Origin of the sequence: Kitasatospora dryopteridis, assembly GCF_050749075.1 — a bacterium.
GTDB lineage: Bacteria > Actinomycetota > Actinomycetes > Streptomycetales > Streptomycetaceae > Kitasatospora.
In genome coordinates this window covers 3494100-3516398 of sequence record NZ_CP192749.1, presented here as the reverse complement: position 1 = coordinate 3516398, position 22299 = coordinate 3494100, and the positions used below count along the sequence as shown (strand labels likewise).

Genomic DNA, 22299 nt, shown 5'->3' with positions numbered 1-22299 from the left:
CCTACGGTCTGCCCGCCGGGTGCCCCTACTCGTCCGCGGGGTGCGGGGCGAGCTTCTTGTGGCCCTTGGTGGCGATGCGCTGCTCGCAGAGGGCGGCCAGGACGTCGTAGGCCTCGACGCCCATGAGTTCGGTGAGCTCGGCGCGGTAGCCGACGTACACCGGGTCGGGGGCGTTGTGCGCCTCGGGGCTGCCGGTGCACCACCAGTGCAGGTCGTGGCCGCCCGGGCCCCACCCGCGGCGGTCGTACTCGCCGATGGTCACCTGGAGGTAGCGGGTGTCGTCGGGCCGGTCGATCCAGTCGTAGGTGCGGCGGACGGGCAGCTGCCAGCAGACGTCCGGCTTGGTCTCCAGCGGCTCGAGGCCCTCCTTCAGGGCCAGGATGTGCAGCGCGCATCCGGCGCCGCCGGGGAAGTCCGGGCTGTTGCGGAAGAGGCAGGCACCGTCGATCCGGCGGGTCTGCCGGTCGCCGTCCTCGTCGAACATGGTGATGCCGCCGTCCAGCCGGATGCGGCCCTTGGCGTCGGTGCCGTGCGGGTGGTTCTCCCACATCTCCGGGGTGAGCCGGGCGGCGTGGCCGGCGACCCGCTGCTCGTCCTCCTCGTCGGACCAGTGGGCGCCGAGGGTGCAGCATCCGTCGGAGGCGCCGCGGCCCTCGCGGATGCCGTGGCACCCCCGGCCGAAGATGCAGCCCCAGTTGGAGGTGAGCCAGGTCAGGTCGCAGCGGAAGACCTGCTCGTCGTCGGCCGGGTCGGTGAACTCGGCCCAGGCGCGCGGGAAGTCCAGCGGAACCTCGGGCCGGAGGGTCGGCATCGCCAGGTCGACGACGGTGCCCGCGGTCGCCTCCGAGCCGTTCTTCCTGGACTTCTTGTGCTTTGCGGTGTCTGCTGCTGCCACGCTGCAAGGGTATGGCCTCGCCGCGGTGGACCGGGGGCGGGCGGCCCGCGCATTGGTGGCACACCGGCCCGGCACGCGCCGCGCACCGGCCGCGCACGGGTCGTGCGCAGCCGTCCGGCCGGTCGTGAAGGCAAGGTGAAAAGGCTCACCACGGCACCGGCGGCCCACCGCCCGGGGCCTAGGATGGCGGGCTGCAGACGGCTGCGTACGGGGACGAGCCGCGAGGACGGGGGACGGGGATGGCCGACAAGGTCCTGATCAAGCCTTGGGAACTGCACGGCGAGGGGCGGGAGTTCGAGAACGTCTCGAACGACTTCGCACGGGCGGCACTCGAACTGGAGAACGGCCTCGCGGCGCTCGGCACCCCCTGGGGGCGGGACGAGCCGGGCGAGGGCTTCGGCACGGCCTACGAGGGCGCCCGGGAGGGCGTCCTGGCCGGCCTGCAGGGCCTCGCCGACCGGATCGGCGGCATCGGCACCGGCCTGCACACCATGGCCGACAACGCCGAACAGGCCGACCGGGGCAACGAGCAGGCCTTCCGGGTCCTGCACCCGGGAACCGGCCCGGGCCCCACCGCGCTCTGAGTCGACGGACCGTCAAGCCGCACCACCGAAGGGGGACCACATGCCCAGGAACCTGCCCGCGGAGCTGGCCCCGGTCATGGCCCGGCTCGGCCGCCACTGGCCGGAGGCCGACGAGGACGCGCTGCGCCGCGCAGGCGGCCTGTGGCGGGAGTTCGGCACCGAGGCCGAGCGCCTGGGCCGCCGCGGCGCCTCCGCCGCGGAACGCGTCACCGGGGAGAACTCCGGCCCCGCCGTCGAGGCCTTCGCCGACCACTGGCGCGGCTTCAGCGGCGGCGGCCGCGGCCACCTCGACGACGCACACGCCGCCGCGGACGCGCTGGCCGGGGCCTTCGACAAGGCCGCCGCCGCCGTCGACAGCTGCAAGGCCGAGCTGATCGCGGTGCTCACCGAGCTCGCGGAGGAGGTCGCGGAGGCCGACAAGGCCGAGGCCGCGGCCGCCGCGCAGGTGAAGGCCGCCCGGGCGGAGGGGCTGTCCGGGCTGGTCGGCCAGGTCGTCGGGGCGGTCAAGGGAGCGGCGGCGGAGGCCGGCGAGGCGATCGCCGTCGAGGCGGCGAAGATCAAGGTCACCGCGCTGCTCGCCGAACTCGGCCGGGAGATGAAGGACGGCCTGCAGGCCGCCCTCAAGGAGCCCGCCGTCACCGCCCTGGAACGGATAGCGCAGGCAGACGGCGCCGGGAAGCACGGCGAGTTCCGCACGCTCAGCGCCGCCCGCTCCGGCGGCGGCCTCACCGGGCAGCTGGCCGGCTCCGCGGTCGGCGGGGCGGCCGTCGTGGCGGGTGTCCGCGGCGTCTCCGCCGCCCTCAACCCGGACGGCAGCGTCGCCACCGACGAGCAGGGCCGCCCGGTGCTGGTCGGCCCCGACGGCAAGCGCCTCCCCGGCCTCGACGGGGTCGCCGTGGCCACCGACGAGGAGGGCCGCCCCGTCCTCGGCGCGGACGGCAGGCCGGTGGTGGTGGACGCGGCCGGCAACCGGGTGACCGGCCTGGCGCTCGGCGCCGACGGCAAGCCGCTCACCGACGCCGCGGGCCGGCCGCTGACCGTCGCCGCCGACGGCACCGTCGGCGACACCGGGCTCGCGCTGGTCGTCGGCAAGGACGGCAGGCCCGTCCTCGACGAGCACGGCCGCCCGGTCATGCTGGACGCCGAGGGCAACCCGGCCGGCGGCCTCGCGGTCGGTACCGACGGCAAGCTCCTCACCGACGAGAAGGGCCGCCCGCTGGTCGCCGGCGTGGACCGGGACGGCCGCCCGCTGGTCGACGCCGCCGTCGGCCCGGACGGTGTCCGGCTCGGCGCGGACGGCCTCCCGGTGGCCGCCGCCGACCTCGGTACCGGCCCCGGCCCGCACGGCGGCCACGGCCTGCCCGGCGAGGGCCCGGAGACCGACGCCCCGGGCGCCCCCGGCGGCACCGGCCGACCCGGCCCGGTGGGCCTCGAGGTCGACGCGGCCCCCGCCGGCACGGGAGTGCAGGCGGGCATCCCGCCGGTCGCACAGGCGCCGCTCGGCGACGGCGGCGGCCACCGCACCGCCTCCGCGGGGAACAGCGGCGGCGGCTGGAACAGCACCCCGGGCGGCAGCCACCACACGCCGGCCCCGCCGGTGTACGAGCCGGACGGCTACGACCTGCCGCCCGCGGGACCGCGCCCCGGCCCGGTCTCGGTGCACACCGACTCGGTGGTGGTCACTCCGCCGTCGCTGCCCGTCCACGGCGCCCCGGTCGAGAGCGGCCCGGCGGCCCCCGGCCCCTGGCGCGGCGACCCGGTCGGCACCGGTCCGTCGGCCGGTGCGGGAGCCGGCTCCGGCTTCCCGCTGGGGCCGGTCGGCGGCGCCCCGACCGGCGGTGCGGTCGCACCCCCGGTCGGCGCCCCGGTGGGCGGCGCGGCCGGTGCGCCCGGCACACCCGTCGGCACCCCGGTCGGCGGCCCCGCGGGCCCCGGCACCCCGGGTGCCACCGGCACGCCGGGCGCACCCGGTGCCGGTGCACCCGGTGCCGCGGCGCCCGGTACGGCAGCGCCCGGCGCGGCCGGCCAGCCCGGTGCCCAGGGCGGCTCCTCCGGCGTCGTCGGCGCGGTCGTCGGCGGCCCCGGTGCGGCTGCCCGCACCCCGGCCGGCTCCGGCGCGCCCGGTGCCGGCGGGACGGCCCCGGCCCCGCTGCCGTTCCGGCTCGGAGAGGCCGGCGACATCCGCCGCCGGCCGGAGACGATGGGCCTGGAGCCGCACACCGGACCGACCGTCGTGCCGGTGCTGCACCCCGGCCAGGTCGCCGCGGCCTACCTGGCCGCCCGCGCCGGCCGGTCCGCGGAGAGCGCGCCCGCCGCGCCCGCCCCCGTACGCGGTATCGCCGACGGGCGCCCCCACGGCATCCCCGGCGGGCTCGGACCGGTCGACCCGGCCCACCAGGCCGAGGTCGAGCGGCTGGTGCCGCGCCGCCCCGACGGCACGCCCGAGCTCCACCCCGACCCGGCCGCCGGCTGGACGGAGGCGCTCAACGGCGGCGGCCCGCGGGAGCCCGGCCGCGCCAACAACACCGTCGACGTGGCACTCTCCTCGGTCGACACCTACTCCGGCCTGCCGGTCTGCTCCGCCCCCCGGCTGCCGGACGGCCCGGCCGGGGAGTACGGCGGCCGCGACCGCGCGGAGCGCGAGCTCGGCACCCAGTTCCTCGACCTCGGCGACGGCGAGGGCGGCTTCGCCCGGGTCGCCGAGACGCTGCTGCGCTCCGGCCCCGGCGCCCAGGCGGTGCTGCTGACCCTGGACGGCTTCCGCCGCTCGCACGTGTGGAACGCGGTCAACCACGGCGGCCGGCTGACCTGGATCGACCACCAGACCGGACGCAGCGGCGCCGAACCGCTGCACAGCGCCGAGCACGGCCTGTGGGCGATCGCCCTGGACGCCCGCTGCCACCCGCTCGACGTCGTGGACGCCAGGACCACCGCACCGGCCGCCGAGGCCGGGCCCGCCGCAGAGCCCGAGCCTGCGGGGCCCGGCCCTGCCGCGACAGGCCCCGCGGCCGGGGCGCCCCAGGCACCGCCCGCACCGCAGCCGGAGGCCGCGCCGGAACCGGCCCCCGAACCCGTCCGCCCCGCCGAGCCCGCCCCGCCGCGGTCCCGGCTCACCATCCACCGCACCGCCGCCGGGAGCGCCCGCCGATGACCACCCGCGAGCAGGCCCTGGAGGCCGCCCACCGCTGGATCAACGGCGCGCTCCCCGCGGAGGGCGCACGCCGCGTGCACAGCCACGAGTTCGAGCACGGCTGGGTGGTGTGGCCCGAGCCGCCGCCCGTCCACGTCAACCCCTTCACCGGGGTGCGCCGCGCCCCGGAGGAGATCGGCGCCGCCTGCGGCGTCGTCGACCGGCTCACCGGCGGGCTCACCGTCTGGCCGTCCGTCCCGGTACCGGACGTCGTCCGGATGTACCGGGACTACCTCGGCGCAGGCGACTACGACCCCTCGCTGCCGCCCGCCACCGGACCCGGCACCCGGGCCACCGTCCGCTACCGCGACGCGCTCGGCGAGGTGCAGACCCTGGTCGTGCAGTCCGCGACCGGCCACGCCCACCCCGCGCTGCGCGCCGCCGAACGCCTCGAGGAGCAGGGCGTGCCCGCCGAGGACCTGCTCGGCGTGCACACCGACCTGCGGCCCGCCGCCCTGCCCGGCGGTTACGCCGCGCACGCGCTGGCCGCCGCGCTGCCCGGTGTCCGGCTCACCCACGACCTCGCGTACGGGCCGTGGTTCGACCGCCGGGCCGAGGCCGTCCGGGCACTGCCCCCGCAGGACGGCGTGCGGCCCAACCGGGTGCCGTTCCCGCGCTCGGTGCCGCCGGCGCAGCCGGAGAGCGGCCAGGCACTGGCCGACCGGCTGGCGGCCCGGTTCGGACCGCAGGGCGTCCGCCGCTTCGACACCGAGGCGGTGGTGCTCGCCGACCTGCCGGAGGCCGTCGCCCGACCGCTGCTGCAGGTCGGCCTGCCCGTCGTGGTCGAGGGCTTCTTCGAGCTGCACCACCCCGAGCCGGACGGCGTCCACGACGGCACCCGCACCGACCCGGTGCTGCCCGAGGCAGCCGCCCGGATCGCCGCGCTCGGCCGCGGCGGCCGGGCCACCGAGGCCGCCCGGCAGGCGCTGCTCGGCCAGGTGGTGCTCGGCACCGACGGCTGGTCGCTGATCACCGTCGACACCCTGCAGGGCCGCGTCCGGGCGATCGACCCGGACACCGCGGCCGCCCGCTACTGCAACGCCGACCTGACCGCCTTCGTCCGCTGCCTGGTGCTGCTCGCCGAACGCCTCCCGGCCCTGCGCGGCCTCCACCCGTACGCGGCCGGCCCCGCCGTCGCCGAGCTGCAGTGGGCGCTGGCCGCCGTCGACCGGACGGTGTTCACCGACCCCGAGAACTGGTGGGCCGTGATCGTCGAACAGCTCTGGCACGGCCTGCTGTGACCGACCCCGCCCGACCGATCCCCCGGCCGACCGGCATCGGCGCAGCCCTGCTCGTCACCACGGTGCTCTCCCCGCTGGTCTCCTGGCTGATGGCGCTGCTGCTGGTCCGGTCGTGGCGGGACTGCCTCGGCTTCCTGGACGCCTCGGCCGGGGTCAGCCTGAACGCGACGCTGCTGTTCGGGGTCGTCGCCCAGTGGATCGCCGGGGTGGTCGCCGGCTACGGCACCGCCATGGTCGACCTGGAACGCCGGGACATGCCGCGGCGGCCCACCGTGGTCGGGGCGGCCGTCGCGGCGGTGCTACTCGTCGCCTTCCTGGTCCTCGCCGGCACCTTCGATCCGTCCGACAACGGCCACTGCCCGGGCCGCGCCGACTACTAGTGCCGGGTCAGGCAACCTTCGCCCCGTCGCGACCCGACGCATCCCGCCTGGACGCACCGCCGAAGCACCCGAGTACGTCCAGTACGAGGGCGCTCCGGCGGCACGCCCAGCCGGGCGCCTCGGGCCGCTCCTTGACGGGCGAAGGTTGCCTGACCCGGCACTAGGGCAGCGACGTGGGGGGATCCGGGCAGGTGAGCGGCCCGGATCGCGTAGCGTGGACCGCTATGCGACTCGGTGTCCTCGACGTAGGTTCCAACACCGTCCACTTCCTCGTGGTGGACGCGCACCCCGGTGCTGCCCCCATCCCGGCGTATTCGCACAAGGCCGAACTGAGGCTGGCCGAGCTGCTGGACGACACCGGGGCGATCACCCCGGAGGGCGTGGACCGGCTGGTCTCCATGGTGGCCTCCTCGATCTCGGTCGCCGAGGACAAGGGCGTCGTCGAGATACTGCCGTTCGCCACCTCGGCCGTACGGGAGGCCGCCAACGGCGAGGCCGTGCTGCGCCGGGTCGCCGACGAGACCGGGATCGAGCTGCGGGTGCTGTCCGGCCAGGACGAGGCCCGGCTGACCTTCCTGGCCGTCCGCCGCTGGTTCGGCTGGTCCTCCGGGCGGCTGCTCAACCTCGACATCGGCGGCGGCTCGCTGGAGATGGGCTGCGGCCTCGACGAGCAGCCCGACATCGCGGCCTCGCTGCCGCTCGGCGCGGGCCGGCTCACCGCGCGCCTGCCCGGCGACATCGCCGACGCGGACGACGTCCGCGAACTGCGCCGCCACATCCGTGCCGAGATCGCCCACGTGGTCGGGGAGTTCACCAGACAGGGCCCGCCGGACCACGCCGTGGCCACCTCCAAGACCTTCAAGCAGCTGGCCCGGATGGCCGGTGCCGCGTCCGCCGACGCCGGTCCGCGGGTGCCCCGGCGGCTCACCCGCAGCGGCCTCGCCGCCTGGCTGCCCCGGCTCGCCGGGATGACCGTCGCCGAGCGGGCCCGCATCCCCGGCGTCTCCGAGGGCCGGGCCCGGCAACTGCTCGCCGGCGCGCTCGTCGCCGACGCCGCGATGGACCTCTTCGGCCTCGACGAGCTCGACATCTGCCCGTGGGCGCTGCGCGAGGGCATCATCCTGCGCCGGCTGGACGCCCTGGACACCCCGGCCGACCGGAGGCCCGCCCTCACCCCGTGACGCCGCGGCCCGGCGGCCCCCCAGGGGGCGGCCCGCGCCCCGGACGGCGGCCCGCCGGGTGAGACCTGGCCCACGCTTCCTCCGGCTCTGCACCCATTCGTCCGCGCCGCCGCATACCCTGTGTCCCGTGGCGGAAGCACCGGACGAGGACGCATCGCCGGCCGGCCGCGCGGCCGAGGACGGCGCGCGGCGGGCTCCCGAGCCGCGCCGGGCCAGGGCGGCCACGCCGCGGCTGCGCACCGCCGAGAAGGAACGCACGCTCGGCGAGCGGGCCGCCGCCGTGTCCCGCACCACCAAGGGCGCGGCCGGCCGCACCGCGAAGGGCGCCGCCTCCCGGACGGCCCGCTCCGCGAAGTCCGTGCAGTCGGCCACCGCCGCGAAGACGGCCAAGGTGGCGAAGGTCGCCCGGGCCGTGAAGGAGGCCCGCCGCAAGGAGCCGGGCCGGGCGCCGCTGCTGCGCACCACCGACCGGCTGGTGCTGCCCCCGCACCCGGGGGTGCACGTCCCCGACACCAAGGTGGTGCTGTCCACCGCCTCCGTGTACCCGTCGACCACCGAGACCGCCTTCGAGCTGGCCGGCCGGCTCGGCTACGACGGCGTCGAGGTGATGGTGTGGAACGACCCGGTCAGCCAGGACGTCGAGGCGCTGCGGCGGCTGTCCGACGCCCACGGGGTGCCGATCCTCGCCGTGCACGCCCCCTGCCTGCTGATCACCCAGCGGGTGTGGACGACCGACCCGTGGACCAAGCTCGTCCGTGCCAGGGCCGCCGCCGAGCGGCTCGGCGCCGACACCGTGGTCGTCCACCCGCCGTTCCGCTGGCAGCGCCAGTACGCCCGGGACTTCGTCGCCGGGATCGGGCGGATGGCCGGGGAGACGGACGTCCGCTTCGCCGTGGAGAACATGTACCCGTGGCGGTACAAGGACCGCGAGATGCTCGCCTACGCGCCCGGCTGGGACGTCACCGAGGAGGAGTACCGGCACTTCACCATCGACCTCTCGCACGCCGCGACCTCCCGCATCGACGCCCTGGAGATGGCCGACCGGATGGGCGACCGGCTCGCCCACATCCACCTCGCCGACGGCTCCGGCTCCGGCAAGGACGAGCACCTCATCCCGGGGCGCGGCAAGCAGCCCTGCGCGGCCCTGCTCGAACGCCTGGCCCGGACCGGCTTCGAGGGGCACGTGGTGCTGGAGGTGAACACCCGGCGCTCCGGCTCCGCCGCCGAGCGGGAGGCCGACCTCGCCGAGGCACTCGCCTTCACCCGCCTCCACCTGGCCACCCCGGCCCGCACCGCCCCCCGCCGGGCCGTGCGGTCCCCCGAGCCCTGAGGCCTCCCCGGAGGCCCGTGCGGCCCGCTCCGGCGTAGGGTGGGGTCCGGACGCGAAGGGGCTCGTGGTGACGGATCTTCAGCAGCAGGCGCATGCGCTGTCGTTCGGCCCGGTGGCGGAGCAGTACGACGCGGCGCGGCCCTCCTACCCGGCCGGGCTGTTCGACGGGCTGGAGCGGCTGGCGGGCCGACCGCTCGCCGGGGCGGACGTGGTGGACGTGGGCGCCGGGACGGGCATCGCCACCCGGCTGCTGGCGGCCCGCGGGGCCCGGGTGCTCGCCGTGGAGCCGAGCGGCGGGATGGCGGCCAGGCTGCGCGCGGTGTCCCCGGAGATCCCGGTGGTCAAGGGCGTCGGCGACGACCTGCCCTGCCACGACGACTCGGCGGACCTGGTGACCTACGCCCAGGCCTTCCACTGGACGGAGCCGGAGCGCTCGGTGCCCGAGGCGCTGCGGGTGCTGCGCCCCGGTGGCGCCCTCGCCCTCTGGTGGAACGTCAAGGACCGCGCCGAGGGGTGGATCGCCGAGCAGGAGGCGCGACTGTCCGAGGCGCTGCCCTCGTACCACTTCTACGGATCCTCGCTCGCGGCGTTCGCCGAGCCGCTGGCCGGGCACGGCCTCGCGGTGGAGACCCTGCGGCTGCACTGGGCGCGGCAGGTCACCGTCGACAGCCACCTCGCCGACCTCGGCTCGCGCTCCTACTTCGCCGTGCTGCCGACCGAACAGCAGGCGCCGGTGCTGGCGGCCGAGCGGGCCGCGCTGCTGGCCGACCACCCGGACGGCCTGCTCACCGAGCCGTACGTGCTCGACCTCTTCGTGGGGCGCACGGCCGGGTGACGCGCTGACCGCATGGCGGACAGCGCGTCCGCCGCCCGGACCGGGGGGCGTAACCTCGGTAGGACAGCGGTCCTGCACCCTCTTCCACCAGCGCAGCGGCCGCCCGCAGGCCCCGAAGGAGTGGAGCGCATGCCCGAGCTGAGGTCCCGTACCGTCACCCACGGCCGCAACATGGCGGGCGCCCGCGCCCTTCTCCGGGCCGCCGGCGTAGCCCGGGAGGACTTCGGCAAGCCGATCATCGCGGTGGCCAACTCCTTCACCGAGTTCGTGCCCGGCCACACCCACCTGCAGCCGGTCGGCCGGATCGTCTCCGAGGCGATCAAGCAGGCGGGCGGCATCCCGCGCGAGTTCAACACCATCGCGGTCGACGACGGCATCGCGATGGGCCACGGCGGCATGCTCTACTCGCTGCCCTCGCGCGACCTGATCGCCGACTCGGTGGAGTACATGGTCAACGCGCACTGCGCGGACGCCCTGATCTGCATCTCCAACTGCGACAAGATCACCCCCGGCATGCTGATGGCCGCGCTGCGGCTGAACATCCCGACGGTCTTCGTCTCCGGCGGCCCGATGGAGGCCGGCAAGGCCACCCTGGTCGACGGCACCGTCCGCAAGCTGGACCTGGTCGACGCGATCTCCCAGGCGGTCAACGAGAACGTCTCCGACGAGGACATCGCGATCATCGAGGAGAACGCCTGCCCGACCTGCGGCTCGTGTTCCGGCATGTTCACCGCCAACTCGATGAACTGCCTCACCGAGGCGATCGGCCTCTCGCTGCCCGGCAACGGCTCGGTGCTGGCCACCCACACCGCCCGCCGCGACCTCTACGAGCGGGCCGGGCAGACGGTCGTCGAGATCACCGAGCGGCACTACCACCAGGACGACGCGTCCGTGCTGCCGCGCAACATCGCCACCCGCGCCGCCTTCGAGAACGCCATGGCCCTCGACATCGCGATGGGCGGCTCCACCAACACGATCCTGCACCTGCTCGCCGCCGCCCAGGAGGCCGAGCTGGACTTCGACATGCGGGCCATCGACGCGATCTCCCGCAAGGTGCCCTGCCTCTCCAAGGTCGCGCCCAACGGCTCGTACTACATGGAGGACGTGCACCGGGCAGGCGGCATCCCGGCGATCCTCGGCGAGCTGTACCGCGGCGGCCTGCTGAACGAGGACGTGCACACCGTGCACTCCGACTCGCTCGCCGAGTGGCTGAAGACCTGGGACGTCCGCGGCGGCTCGCCGTCCGCCGAGGCGGTCGAGCTGTGGCACGCCGCCCCCGGCTGCAAGCGCACCTCCGAGGCCTTCGCGCAGTCCGAGCGCTGGGAGTCCCTGGACACCGACGCCGCCAAGGGCTGCATCCGCAGCGTCGAGCACGCCTACTCCGTCGAGGGCGGCCTGGCCGTGCTGTACGGCAACCTCGCCGAGGACGGCTGCATCGTGAAGACCGCCGGCGTGGACGAGTCGATCTGGACGTTCAGCGGCCCCGCCGTCGTCGTCGAGTCGCAGGAGGACGCCGTCGAGGCGATCCTCGCCAAGCGGGTCAAGGAGGGCGACGTCGTCGTCATCCGCTACGAGGGCCCCAAGGGCGGCCCGGGCATGCAGGAGATGCTCTACCCGACCTCCTTCCTCAAGGGCCGCGGCCTCGGCAAGGCCTGCGCGCTGATCACCGACGGCCGGTTCTCCGGCGGCACCTCCGGCCTGTCCATCGGCCACGCCTCCCCGGAGGCCGCGTCCGGCGGCACCATCGCCCTGGTCGAGGACGGCGACATCATCGCCATCGACATCCCCGGCCGGAAGATCAACCTGGAGGTCTCCTTCGAGGAGCTGCACGAGCGCCGGCTCAAGCTGGAGGCCGAGGGCGGCTACAAGCCGAAGAACCGTCAGCGCCAGGTCAGCCAGGCCCTGAAGGCGTACGCGGCGATGGCCACCTCCGCCGACAAGGGTGCCGTCCGCGACATCAGCAAGCTGGGCTGAGGCCGCAGCAGCGGACCGGAAGGGCGGCCGTACCCCGCGGGGTACGGCCGCCCCTTCCGCCGTCCGGCCCCCCGGCCGGGCGACAATGGGTGCCGTGAACCAGCGCACCCCGGGCGGGAAGCCCGCCGCAGGCCCCGAGCCCGAGCCGATCCGGTTCTTCGGCACCACCTGGGTCGACCACGGCGGCGGCTACTGGCTGCGCCGGGTACTGGTCTCGCTCGGCGCCCTCGTCTGCACGGCCGCCGCCGCACTGGTGCTGCGGTTCGCCGTCGCGGGGGTGGCGCTCTCCGACGCCGGCCGCTTCGTCGACGTGCTGCTGATCGGCGCGGTCGCGATCTGCTCCTGCCTGGCCGCGATCCGCACCTGGAAGACCCTCGCCGAGGGCCGCCACACCCTGGACGGCTGGATGGCCGAGGACCGCTCGCTCGGCGCGGTCTGGCTCATCGGCGGGGCCGGCGCGCTCGCCGCCTACTTCTTCCGGAGCCTGGTCGAGGCCCCGGGCGAGGCCGTGCACCGCGCCGCCTACGAAAAGGCCCGCCGCGGCCGCCGCTGACGGCGCCCCGAGGGCGTGTCTTCAAAGGTCATGGGTGGTCACTTCAGGGGCGCGTGGGGGCACCCATGACCTTCGAAGACGGCTCCTGGCGGTGCCCCTACCGGGAAAAGGCGCGGTCGAGGTCCTCGAAGAGGTCTTCGGGCTCCTCCAGGCCGACCGAGAGACGCAGCAGGGAGGGGTGCGGGCGGGCCTCGGGGGCGACCGGGCGGTGGGTCAGCGAGGCCGGGTGCTGGATCAGGGTGTCCACGCCGCCGAGCGACACCGCGTGGGTGATCAGCTCGCAGCCCGCCGCGGTGCGCGCCGCGGCCTCGTACCCGTCGCGGAGCGAGAAGGCCAGCACCGAGCCGGCGCCGGACATCTGGCGGCCGACCAGACCCTGCGGGTCGCAGTCCGGCAGGCCCGGGTAGTAGACCTGCTCGACCTCGGGGCGGGCGCTCAGCCAGGCCGCCGTCTTGGCGGCGTTCGAGGCCTGGTGGCGCACCCGCAGCGGCAGCGTCTGCAGTCCGCGGTGCAGCAGGTAGGCGGCGAGCGGGTGGAGGATGCCGCCGGTCACCGCGCGGACCCGGCGCAGCCGGGCCGCCCACTCGGCGTCGGTGGCGACCGCGCCGGCCAGCACGTCGCCGTGGCCGCCGAGGTACTTGGTGGCGCTGTGCAGGACGAGGGTGGCGCCGTGGTGCACGGGCTGCTGCAGCACGGGCGTGGCGAAGGTGTTGTCGACCAGCAGCGGCACGTCCCCGCACTGGGCGGCGACGGCGGCCAGGTCGACCAGGTCCAGGGTGGGGTTGGCGGGGGTCTCCACGATCACCAGGCCGGTGTCCGGGCGGATCGCCGCGGCGACCTCGCCGGCGAGCGCCCAGGTGACCTCGGTGCCGAGCAGGCCGGTGGCCAGCACGTGGTCGGTGCCGCCGTACAGCGGCCGTACCGCGACGACGTGGCCGCGGCCCTCGGCGCGGGCGGCGAGCAGGCAGGCGGAGAGGGCGGCCATGCCGGAGGCGAAGGCCACCGACTGCTCGCAGTCCTCGAGTTCGGCGAGGGCCTGCTCGAAGCGGGCGGTGGTGGGGTTCCACAGCCGCTGGTAGACGGCGCTGCCGCCCTCGGGGAGCAGCCCGCCGGTGGCCAGTGCCTCGTAGCTGTCGCCGCCGGTCTCCACGCCGGGAAGCGGGTTGGTGGTGGAGAGGTCGATCGGCGGGACGTGGGTCCCGAGGCCGCGCAGGTCGGTTCTGCCGGCGTGGACGGCCCGGGTGTCGGCGTGGGGCATGGGTGGCTCCTCGGCGGGTGGGGGGGTGGCCCCATGGTGAAGAGTCCGCCGGTCAGCGGCCACAGTTCGGCAGAAGATTCGAGTACCGGCCGGTAGGTCTTGCGGATGTTCGAGTAGGGGGACGATCGTGGGCCCCGTGCCGAAGAATCCGCAGCGCGAACTCGCCCCCGTCGACCGGGCCATCCTGCGGCTGCTGGTCGCCGACGCCCGGATGCCCAACAACGCCATTGCGGAGGCGGTGGGCATCGCCCCGTCCACCTGCCTGGGCCGGATCCGGGCGCTGCGGGAGCGCGGTGTGATCCGCGGTTTCCACGCCGAGGTGGAGCCGGCCGCGGTCGGTCTCGGCATCCAGGCGATGATCGCGGTGCGGCTGCACGCGCACACCAAGGAGCAGATCAGCAGCTTCGCCGGCGGCATACCCCGGCTGCCGGGCGTGGTGGCCGCCTACCACCTGTCCGGCGCCGACGACTACCTGCTGCACGTCGCGGTCGCGGACACGGACGCACTGCGCGACTTCGTGCTGGACCACCTCACCGCGCACCCCGCGGTGCAGCACACCGAGACCAGCCTGATCTTCGGTCACGTCCGGGGCGCCGCCCCCACGGCGGGCGACTGACCCCGGACGGTTCGTCAGATCCGCGACAGCGTTCCGCAGCCCTCGTGGTCGTCCAGCTTGCGGTTCGGGTCGTAGGGGTCGACGGTCGGTCCGGTGTGCGGTTCGTCGGTGCCGAGGCCGAAGTCGATGCTGAAGTCCGTCTCCAGGTAGCCGCTGCCCGTCGCGCAGACGTTGTTGCCCAGGTCGGCGAGCCACTTGTGCAGGAACAGCTTGCCGCGCTGCACCTTGTACCGGTCCGGGTTGTAGAACCGGAAGTCCTGCTGGCGCCGGACGATCTCCCGCTCGACCCGGGTGCCGTCGCCGGCCTTCCAGGCCACCGGCTTGGCCGTGCCGCTGCCGCCGGCGCTCTGCCCGGGCCGCGGCGCGCCGGCGTCCGGGCCGGGCCGCAGGGCGTACACGAAGATGTAGTCGGTGTGCACCATCAGGCCGCGGTCGCCGTCGCTCTCGAAGGTCATGGTGCCCTGGGCCTTCACCACGTCGGTGACCGGCACCGCCCGGCGCGGGTCGAAGCGGCTCAGCCAGGTGGTGGCGTCCAGGTCCGCGGTGGGGTGGGCGAGTGCCTTCTCCAGGTCGGCGCGAGAGCCGCGGTCCAGCATGGCGAGGGCCGCGGCCGGGGTCTCGCCGCGGATGGTCTTCGGGTCGACGTTGGTGAGGACGAGGTACTGCCGGACCTCGGCGAGCAGGTCGGCCACCTCCTCCTTGTCGAACACGCCTACGGCCTTCGCCTCCGGCAGGACCAGGGCATCCGCCCCGGCCTTCCAGGTGTCGGCGGGCGAACCGGCCCAGGGGCGCTCGACGGTCGGGGTGTCCGGATCGGCGGTCGGCGGCGCGGCCGTCGCCGAGGCGCCGGGGCCGCCCGCCGACGCCGCCGAGGAGTCCCGGCCCCGCTCGTACCAGCCGTGCAGCCGGTCCACGTTCAGCGCGGCCAGGGTGACGGCGGCGGCGAGCACCACGAACAGCGGGGTCTGCCAGTTGCGCTTCCGGCGCCGGCCCCACGGGTCGACCGGCTTCGGACGGCGCCCGAAGCGCCTGCGCGGTGCCGACGGCGCGGGGTCGGCGGAGGCCCGCCACGGCTCGGGCTGCGGCGGCTGCCGCTTCCACTTGGCGGCCAGCATCCGGGCCCGGCCCGACTGCTCCTTGACGGCGGCACCGCGGACGAAGTCCTCGTCGAGTACGAGGCCGTCGAACGGGTCGTCGGGGCGGGGCGCGGGATCTTCGACTATCGGCACGCCGCACAGTATGCAGACGGCCCCCGACACACCTTCCGCCGGGTGGGCCCCGTCCGCGCGGCGGCCCCGGCCCGGGGCGGAAGGCCGTTCCGCTCCGGGCCGTCAGCTGTCCGTGCGTCAGGGCCGTCCGGCCCCGGCCGGGGTGGCGGCGGTCAGCCCCGCTTGCGGGCCTGCTTGACCGAGCCGACCACGCCGGCGATCGCCAGCAGCAGTCCGGCCGGGAGCAGCGAGGCGAACAGCGCGGCGGACAGTCCGGAGCTGCCGAGCAGCGTCATCGCCAGGGTGTCCAGCACCCACAGCGCGCCCGCCGCGGGCAGTGCGGACTGCCAGGGGTGCTCGTCGGCCCAGCGCTGCAGCCGCCGGTCGCCGGTGTCCCGGCGCAGCCGGCCGCCGACCGTGCCGACGAGGAAGAAGAAGAACAGGCCGAGTCCGGCGGGCCCGGCGAGGATGTCCAGGGACCAGTTCCCGGTGACGATGTTCACGCCGAGCGCGGCACCGCCGACCACCGTGCCGACGGCCGCGGCCGTGCGCCACGGGCCGAGAGTCGCCGCGGCGACGGCGACCTGACGGCTCTCACTTCGCGACAAATCTCCGTTTCCCATGCCTCCACCGTGCGCCCGGCGGTCCCTGGAAATCCATAGGGGGTATCCCCGAGTTTCCCCCGAGGCCGGGCTGGCGGCGGGGCGGCGCTTCGGCGCCCTTGACGCGGACGGGGGCCGATCCGTGCCAGGCTGTCATCCGACCTGTCCACCTACCAAAGGCAGAGCATGACGACGGTACGGCTGACCACCAACCTCGGCGCGATCGACCTGGAGCTCGAGGATGCCAAGGCGCCCGCGACGGTCGCCAACTTCGTGCAGTACGTCCGCGAGGGGCACTACGACGGCACGGTCTTCCACCGTGTGATCGACGGTTTCATGATCCAGGGCGGCGGCTTCACCCCGGAGATGAAGCAGAAGCCGACCCGGGCGGCGATCGCCAACGAGGCGGAGAACGGCCTGACCAACGACACGTACACCGTGGCGATGGCGCGCACCAGCGACCCGCACTCGGCGACCGCCCAGTTCTTCGTGAACGTGAACGACAACGCGTTCCTGAACTACAAGAGCAGCACCCCGGCCGGCTGGGGCTACGCGGTCTTCGGCCGCGTCGTCGCGGGCCAGGACGTGGTCGACTCGATCAAGGGCGTGCGCACCGGCAACCGCGGCGGCCACGGGGACGTCCCGATGGAGCCGGTCGTGATCGAGAAGGCCGAGATCCTCTCGGAGGGCTGACGGCCCGTCGGCGCCGCCCGCATCGACGGGCGGCGCCGACCAGATTCGTATGAACATCACTTGAATTGGGTCTCCCGGCGGGCCGCCGCTCGCTAGCCTGCGGCCGTCCCGTCCCCACAGCCGAGAGACTCCCCATGCTGATCCTCGCCGTCCTGCTCGTCGCCGCCGGCGCCACCCTGCTCGTCCTCCGGCGGCGCAGGGTCCTCACCGGCCGCGCCGTCACCGCGGGCGGCCTGCTGGCCTCCGTCCTCGGCCTGCTGGCCGGCCTGGCGACCTTCGTGCACGTGGTCGAGCCGTACGAGGTGGGCGTGCTCACCACCCTCGGCAAGGTCGGCGGGACGTGGCAGCCGGGCCTGCACCTCAAGTCGCCGCTGACCGACGTCACCACCTTCCCGACCCGCCCGTCCGACCTCGACCTCACCGGCAAGGACACCGTGGAGGTCCGGTCCTCCGAGGGCGGCGTGCTGTACGCCGACCTGACCGTGAAGTGGTCGATCGACCCCCGGCACACCCAGGCGCTCTACAAGCTGGCGGGCAGCGCCGACGCCGTCCAGCGTCGGCTGGTCTACCCGGACAGCCGGGAGATCGTCCGCAACGTCTTCGCCAGGCACACCGGCGTCGAGGGCTACAGCTCGCAGCGCGAGGCGATCGCCGCCGAGATCGAGCGGCTGGTCACCGAGCGGCTGGCGCCCCGCGGCATCCTGGTCAACGGCGTCAACCTGCGCAACGTGAAGCCCAGTGACAGCCTGCAGCAGGCGATCGACCAGAAGCTCAAGCAGGACCAGGCCACCGCCCAGGCCGAGGCCGCCGTGCGCACCGCCAAGGCGGAGGCGGAGAAGCGGAAGATCGAGTCCGAGAGCACCGCCGCCGCCAACACCGTCATCGCGAACTCGCTGACCGACAGGATCCTGATGAGCCAGTGCATCGAGGCGTTCAAGGCCGCCGCCGAGAAGAACCCGGTGTACGCCAGCCCGTGCGGCACGGCCGGCTCCCCGGTGATCGTCGACGGCACCAAGCGCTGACCGCCGCACCGCACCGGCACGCGCCGGCCGTCCGGGGGACCCCCGGACGGCCGGCGCGGCTCAGAGCGCCCAGTCCACGGTCAGCGTGGCCTTCGCACCGCGCTGCAGGAAGACGTACGCGGTGGAGGCGAGCGCCTGGTCGAAGCGCAGCCGCAGCTGCACCGTCGAGCCCGGCCGGATCGCGGCCAGTCCCGCCGGGGAGAACTCGCCGGACGTCCGGCTGCCGGTGGTGAACCGCGCCACGGTCGCCGCCGAGTCCGCACTCGCCGCGGCCGCCCAGTCGTCCGTCCCGGTGGTGCAGGCCGCGCCGAAGCACCCGCCGCGCACGTCGACCGCCAGCTGCGCGGCCGCCCACGGGTCGCCGCTGCCGCTGCCGTACGCGACGGTCAGCCGGGCGCCGGTGACGGTGGCCCCGGCCGGCACCGCCGAGGTGTCGAAGGAGAGCAGCGCACGGTTCTGCTTGCCGTCGGTGCCGCGGCCCACCGCGAGCCCCAGGCTGTCGGCGAGCGTGCCGAGGGCGGGCGAGCCGCCGTCCGCGGCGGCCTTCACATAGCCGTCCCGGGCGGTGTCGTCGGAGAGGACGGTGCTGGCCGTCCCGCCGGTGGGCGACGGGGAGGGCGTGGGCGTCGGCGAGGGGGTCGGGTTCGGCGCGGAGCCGTCCAGCCCCCAGAACCGCCCGATCCGGTACGAGGCACAGAGGTCGGCGTCCAGCACGTACGCGCCGGCGGTGCCGCACTGCTCGGCCCCGCTGCCCGGGTCGACGGGCTGGCCGTGGTCCATGCCGGTGATCGAGTACACCTCGACCCGGTCGGCGCCGGACGCGTCCCGGTACACCTGGTGCGGGTAGCCCGCCACGGTGTCGCTCACCGCGGGCGTCTGGCCGGTGCCGGTGACGTCCGTCCACTGCTTCATCAGCTCGGTGAGGTTGACCGGCTTCACCACCGAGTCGGACGAGCCCTGCCACAGCGACACCTTCGGCCGCGCCCCGGTCCACCCCGGGTACGCCTGGCGGACCAGGTCGCCCCACTGCTGCGGGGTCTTCGAGGTGCCCATGGTCATGCAGTTCACCGAGGCCTCGACGGCCGTGGTGGCGCAGCGGTACGGGATGCCGGCGACCACGCCGCCGCCCGCGAACACGTCCGGGTAGTCGGCCAGCAGAGCGGCCGTCATCGCCCCGCCCGCGGACAGGCCGGTGACGTACACCCGGGCCGGGTCGCTGCCGAGGTCGGCGACGGTCTTCGCGACCATCTGGCGGATCGACAGCGCCTCGCCCGAGTCCCGGCCGAAGTCGCCGGGCTGGAACCAGTTGAAGCACTGCGAGGAGTTGTTGGCGGACTGCTGCTGCGGCATCACCACGGCGAAGCCCCAGGCGTCCGCCCAGTGCGTCCAGCCGGCCGCCTCGCCGTAGGACGCCGACTGGGTGCAGCCGTGCAGCGCCACCACCACCGGCCGCCCGCCCGGCAGACCGGCCGGTGCGTAGCGGTACATCAGCAGATTGCCCGGGTTCGAGCCGAACCCGGTGACCTGGACGGTGCCCGCGGCACGGGCGGTGCCGGGCCCGAGCCCGAGCACCGCGCCGGCCGTCACGGCGAGCAGCGCGAGCGCCGCCCACCACCGTCTCCTCAGCGTTCCGTACGTCATGTGCGGCTCCTTGCAGGTGGGGGAGAGGCGACCGTAAGGGCGCCGCCCGGCCGCCCGGCACGGTGCGGACGGACACCCCGGGGCCCGCCGGGTGGCGGCGCGCCCCATTGCCCGGCTCCCCGGCCCCGCGGCACCGCCCGCGACGCGCTGCCCACGGTTCGGACGCCGCCCGCCCGCCCGCCCCCGCCGGTGCGAGGATGGCCGCAGCACCGTACGAAGGAGCGGCCCCATGCCCAGCAGCGCATCCGGACAGAAGATCGCCTTCCTCGGCACCGGCAAGATCGGCGAGGCCCTGCTCTCCGGCCTGCTGCGGGCCGGCGAGGACCCGGCCGACGTCCTGGTGACCGCCCGCCGCCCCGAGCGCGCCGCCGAACTCGCCGCCCGCTACGGCGTCACCGCGGTCAGCAACGCCGAGGCCGCCAAGCTCGCCGACACCCTGATCCTCGCGGTGAAGCCCCAGGACATGGGCACCCTGCTCGACGAACTGGCGCCGCACATCGCCCCCGACCGGCTGGTCGTCTCCGCCGCCGCCGGCATCCCCACCGCCTGGTTCGAGGAGCGGCTCGCCGCCGGCACCCCCGTCGTCCGCGTCATGCCCAACACCCCGGTGCTGGTCGACGAGGGCATGAGCGTCATCTCCGGCGGCTCGCACGCCTCCGAGGCCCACCTGGAGCGCACCGAGGCGATCTTCCGCTCGGTCGGCAAGGCCATCCGCCTCCCCGAGGCCCAGCAGGACGCGGCCACCGCGCTCTCCGGCTCGGGCCCGGCGTACTTCTACTTCCTCGTCGAGGCGATGACCGACGCCGGCATCCTGCTCGGCCTGCCCCGCCAGGTCGCCCACGACCTCATCGTGCAGTCCGCGATCGGCGCCTCGATCATGCTGCGCGACTCCGGCGAACACCCCGTCAAGCTCCGCGAGGCGGTGACCTCCCCGGCCGGCACCACCATCGCCGCCATCCGCGAACTGGAGAACCACGGCGTCCGCGCCGCCCTCCTCGGCGCCCTGGAGGCCGCCCGCGACCGCTCCCGCGAGCTGGCCGGCGGCGGCAAGTAGCCGCCTCGGCCCGGCACCGGAGCCCCGGTGCCGGGCCGGTAGGCTCGACCGGGTGAGCTACGACCTGGTGATCTTCGACAACGACGGGGTGCTCGTCGACAGCGAGCCCATCTCCAACCGGGTGCTGGCCGAGTACCTCACCGAACTCGGCTACCCGACCACCGTCGAGGACTCCTACCGGGACTACATGGGCACCGCCGCCCACCGGGTGCACGACGTCATCCTGGAACGGCACGGCGACCGGCTGCCGGAGGGCTTCGACGACCTCTTCCACGCCCGGGTGTTCGCCGCGTTCGAGGCCGAACTCACCCCGGTGGCCGGGGCGGAGACCCTCCTGAAGACCCTGCAGCAGTCCGGCGTCCGGTACTGCCTCGCATCTTCCGCCCACCACTCGTGGATCCGCACCGCACTCGACCTCACCGGGCTGCGCGGCCACCTCCCCGAGGAGCACATCTTCAGCGCCCAGGACGTCGGCGTCGGCAAGCCCGCCCCCGACCTCTTCCTGCACGCCGCCCGCACCATGGGCGTGCCGCCCGAGCGCTGCCTCGTCCTGGAGGACAGCCCCAACGGCGTGCTCGCCGCCCGTGCCGCCGGCATGGACGTCCACGGCTACGCCGCCCTCACCGACCCCGCCAAACTGACCGCCGCCGGCGCCACCGGCCTCTTCACCGCCCTCACCGCCGTCCCCGCCCTCCTGGGCAAGCGCGACTGACGCAGGGGCGCGTGGGGGCACCTCCCGCTGTTCCCCGCGCCCGTTATCGGCCGACCCCCTCCCGGAACGGCCCGCCAGGGCCTACGCTCTCGCCACCACACGTCGGTACCCACCAGTAGCGGGGGCTCCATGGCCGAGACCACCGGACGGCTGCGGCAGGCCCGCGCAGCCCTCGCCGCGAGCTTCCTGCTGCAGGGCGCCACCTTCGCCCTGCTGGTCAGCTGCATCCCCGAGATCCAGCGCCGCTACGGGCTGGACGACTCGCTGCTGCCGGTCTTCCTCGCCGCGGTGCCGATCCTCGCCGGCGTCGGCTCCGTCGCCTCCGAGCGGCTGGTACGGCTCAGCAGCCCGCGCGCCGTCCTCCGCACCGTGCAGCCCGCCGTCTGCCTCGCCCTGGCCGCCGTCGGCGTGGGCACCGCCCTGTGGCAGCTCGCCCTCGCCCTGGCCGCCTTCGGCCTCCTCGTGGGTGCCCTCGACGCCTCGATGAACATGCTCGGCGTCGGCCTGCAGCACCGCTACGGGCGCAGCATCATGCTCGGCTTCCACGCCGCGTTCAGCCTCGGCGGGATCGCCGGCGCGGCCGTCGCCGGCCTCGGCGCGCACCGCGGGGTGCCGCTGAGCGCGCTGTTCGCCGGATCGGCCGCGGTGCTCGTCCCGCTGGCCCTGCTGGCCGGCACCCGCTTCGCCGGCCCGGCCGAACTCGGCGACGCCGTCGAGGAGGCCGCCCTGGCCGCCGGGCGGGCCGTGCCGTGGCGCCCGCTGCTGCCGCTCTGCCTCGCCATGGCGGTCGCCTACATCGCCGACGCCTCGGTCTCCAACTACAGCGTCAAGTACCTCACCGACACCCTGCACAGCCCCGACGACGTCGCCAAGCTGTCCTACCTCGGCTACATGGTCGCGATGCTGGCCGGCCGGGCCGTCGGCGACCGGGCAGTGCAGCGCTTCGGTGCCGTGCCGGTGGTGCGGGCGGGCGCCGCGACCGCCGCCCTGGGCTTCGCCGCCGCCGCGGTGGCCCCCGCGCCCTGGGCCGGGATCGCCGCCTTCACCCTGCTCGGGCTCGGCATCTGCGCGATCATCCCGCAGGTCTTCGCCGCCGGCGGCCGCCTGATGCCGGCCGACTCGGACGCCGCGGTCGCCCGGCTCAACCTGTTCAACTACGTGGGCTTCCTGGTGGGTTCGCCGCTCGTCGGGGCCATCGGCGACGCCGGCTCGTACCGGGCCGCGATGCTCGCCCCGATGCTGCTCGTGCTGGCGATCCTGCCGCTCGCCGGTCACTTCGCCCCCGTACCGGCACCCGGGGCCAAGCAGCCCGCCGAGGCGCGCTGACCCC

Annotated in this window: 20 protein-coding genes; 15 read left to right on the top strand and 5 right to left on the bottom strand. The window is 75.3% G+C overall.

Annotated features, from left to right (window positions below; translation table 11 throughout):
• Nucleotides 1-25: 25 nt before the first annotated feature.
• Nucleotides 26-895 (bottom strand): hypothetical protein, encoded by an 870-nt coding sequence (locus ACQ614_RS15985; protein WP_431679235.1) that lies wholly within the window; start codon nt 893-895, stop codon nt 26-28.
• Between the two features lie 239 nt (nt 896-1134).
• On the opposite strand from ACQ614_RS15985, the gene ACQ614_RS15980 reads away from it, so the two are divergent.
• The 9 genes from ACQ614_RS15980 (at nt 1135) to ACQ614_RS15940 (ending at nt 12163) form a co-directional block, all read left to right on the top strand.
• Nucleotides 1135-1479, top strand: coding sequence for a WXG100 family type VII secretion target (locus ACQ614_RS15980; RefSeq protein ID WP_431679234.1), 345 nt, complete (start codon nt 1135-1137; stop codon nt 1477-1479).
• 40 nt (nt 1480-1519) lie between these two features.
• Nucleotides 1520-4630, top strand: a complete 3111-nt coding sequence (locus ACQ614_RS15975; protein ID WP_431679233.1) for a toxin glutamine deamidase domain-containing protein — start codon at nt 1520-1522, stop codon at nt 4628-4630.
• Nucleotides 4627-5910 carry an SUKH-4 family immunity protein gene (locus ACQ614_RS15970; RefSeq protein WP_431679232.1) on the top strand — a complete coding sequence of 428 codons (1284 nt, stop codon included), beginning with the start codon at nt 4627-4629 and terminating at the stop codon, nt 5908-5910. Before ACQ614_RS15975 ends, ACQ614_RS15970 begins: the two co-directional genes overlap by 4 nt.
• Complete coding sequence (locus ACQ614_RS15965; protein WP_431679231.1) at nt 5907-6290, top strand: hypothetical protein; 384 nt, start codon at nt 5907-5909, stop codon at nt 6288-6290. Before ACQ614_RS15970 ends, ACQ614_RS15965 begins: the two co-directional genes overlap by 4 nt.
• A gap of 224 nt (nt 6291-6514) precedes the next feature.
• On the top strand, nt 6515-7471 hold the full coding sequence (locus ACQ614_RS15960; RefSeq protein WP_363492072.1) for a Ppx/GppA phosphatase family protein: 957 nt from the start codon (nt 6515-6517) through the stop codon (nt 7469-7471).
• A 472-nt stretch (nt 7472-7943) separates the two neighbouring features.
• Nucleotides 7944-8801, top strand: a complete 858-nt coding sequence (locus ACQ614_RS15955; RefSeq protein ID WP_431683939.1) for a sugar phosphate isomerase/epimerase family protein — start codon at nt 7944-7946, stop codon at nt 8799-8801.
• A gap of 67 nt (nt 8802-8868) precedes the next feature.
• On the top strand, nt 8869-9636 hold the full coding sequence (locus ACQ614_RS15950; RefSeq protein WP_431679230.1) for a class I SAM-dependent methyltransferase: 768 nt from the start codon (nt 8869-8871) through the stop codon (nt 9634-9636).
• Between the two features lie 129 nt (nt 9637-9765).
• A complete protein-coding gene (gene ilvD / locus ACQ614_RS15945; RefSeq protein WP_431679229.1) occupies nt 9766-11610 on the top strand; it encodes a dihydroxy-acid dehydratase in 1845 nt (614 codons plus the stop codon).
• Between the two features lie 94 nt (nt 11611-11704).
• The gene (locus tag ACQ614_RS15940) at nt 11705-12163 is read left to right on the top strand and encodes an EamA/RhaT family transporter (RefSeq protein ID WP_431679228.1); all 459 of its coding nucleotides are present in this window, start codon (nt 11705-11707) and stop codon (nt 12161-12163) included.
• A 97-nt stretch (nt 12164-12260) separates the two neighbouring features.
• On the opposite strand, the gene ACQ614_RS15935 is transcribed toward ACQ614_RS15940, so the two are convergent.
• On the bottom strand, nt 12261-13421 hold the full coding sequence (locus ACQ614_RS15935; RefSeq protein WP_431679227.1) for a trans-sulfuration enzyme family protein: 1161 nt from the start codon (nt 13419-13421) through the stop codon (nt 12261-12263).
• 136 nt (nt 13422-13557) lie between these two features.
• Between ACQ614_RS15935 and ACQ614_RS15930 the strand changes: the two genes are divergently transcribed.
• Nucleotides 13558-14037: an Lrp/AsnC family transcriptional regulator gene (locus ACQ614_RS15930; RefSeq protein WP_363492077.1), complete on the top strand. Its 480-nt coding sequence runs from the start codon at nt 13558-13560 to the stop codon at nt 14035-14037.
• 14 nt (nt 14038-14051) lie between these two features.
• On the opposite strand, the gene ACQ614_RS15925 is transcribed toward ACQ614_RS15930, so the two are convergent.
• Nucleotides 14052-15266 (bottom strand): hypothetical protein, encoded by a 1215-nt coding sequence (locus tag ACQ614_RS15925; protein WP_431679226.1) that lies wholly within the window; start codon nt 15264-15266, stop codon nt 14052-14054.
• Between the two features lie 152 nt (nt 15267-15418).
• Complete coding sequence (locus ACQ614_RS15920; RefSeq protein WP_431679225.1) at nt 15419-15868, bottom strand: hypothetical protein; 450 nt, start codon at nt 15866-15868, stop codon at nt 15419-15421.
• 165 nt (nt 15869-16033) lie between these two features.
• On the opposite strand from ACQ614_RS15920, the gene ACQ614_RS15915 reads away from it, so the two are divergent.
• Both ACQ614_RS15915 and ACQ614_RS15910 read left to right on the top strand, forming a co-directional pair.
• Nucleotides 16034-16540, top strand: coding sequence for a peptidylprolyl isomerase (locus tag ACQ614_RS15915; RefSeq protein ID WP_431679224.1), 507 nt, complete (start codon nt 16034-16036; stop codon nt 16538-16540).
• Between the two features lie 134 nt (nt 16541-16674).
• Nucleotides 16675-17562, top strand: coding sequence for a prohibitin family protein (locus ACQ614_RS15910; protein ID WP_431679223.1), 888 nt, complete (start codon nt 16675-16677; stop codon nt 17560-17562).
• A 60-nt stretch (nt 17563-17622) separates the two neighbouring features.
• On the opposite strand, the gene ACQ614_RS15905 is transcribed toward ACQ614_RS15910, so the two are convergent.
• Entirely contained in the window at nt 17623-19203 is a 1581-nt protein-coding gene (locus ACQ614_RS15905; protein ID WP_431679222.1) for an extracellular catalytic domain type 1 short-chain-length polyhydroxyalkanoate depolymerase, read from the bottom strand.
• 229 nt (nt 19204-19432) lie between these two features.
• Here ACQ614_RS15905 and proC point away from each other — a divergent pair, with 229 nt between their 5' ends.
• From proC to ACQ614_RS15890, 3 genes are all read left to right on the top strand, one after another.
• The gene (proC, locus tag ACQ614_RS15900; protein WP_263104809.1) at nt 19433-20257 is read left to right on the top strand and encodes a pyrroline-5-carboxylate reductase; all 825 of its coding nucleotides are present in this window, start codon (nt 19433-19435) and stop codon (nt 20255-20257) included.
• Between the two features lie 52 nt (nt 20258-20309).
• Nucleotides 20310-20969, top strand: a complete 660-nt coding sequence (locus tag ACQ614_RS15895) for an HAD family hydrolase (RefSeq protein ID WP_431679221.1) — start codon at nt 20310-20312, stop codon at nt 20967-20969.
• 129 nt (nt 20970-21098) lie between these two features.
• Nucleotides 21099-22295 (top strand): MFS transporter, encoded by a 1197-nt coding sequence (locus tag ACQ614_RS15890; protein ID WP_431679220.1) that lies wholly within the window; start codon nt 21099-21101, stop codon nt 22293-22295.
• Nucleotides 22296-22299 lie beyond the last annotated feature (4 nt).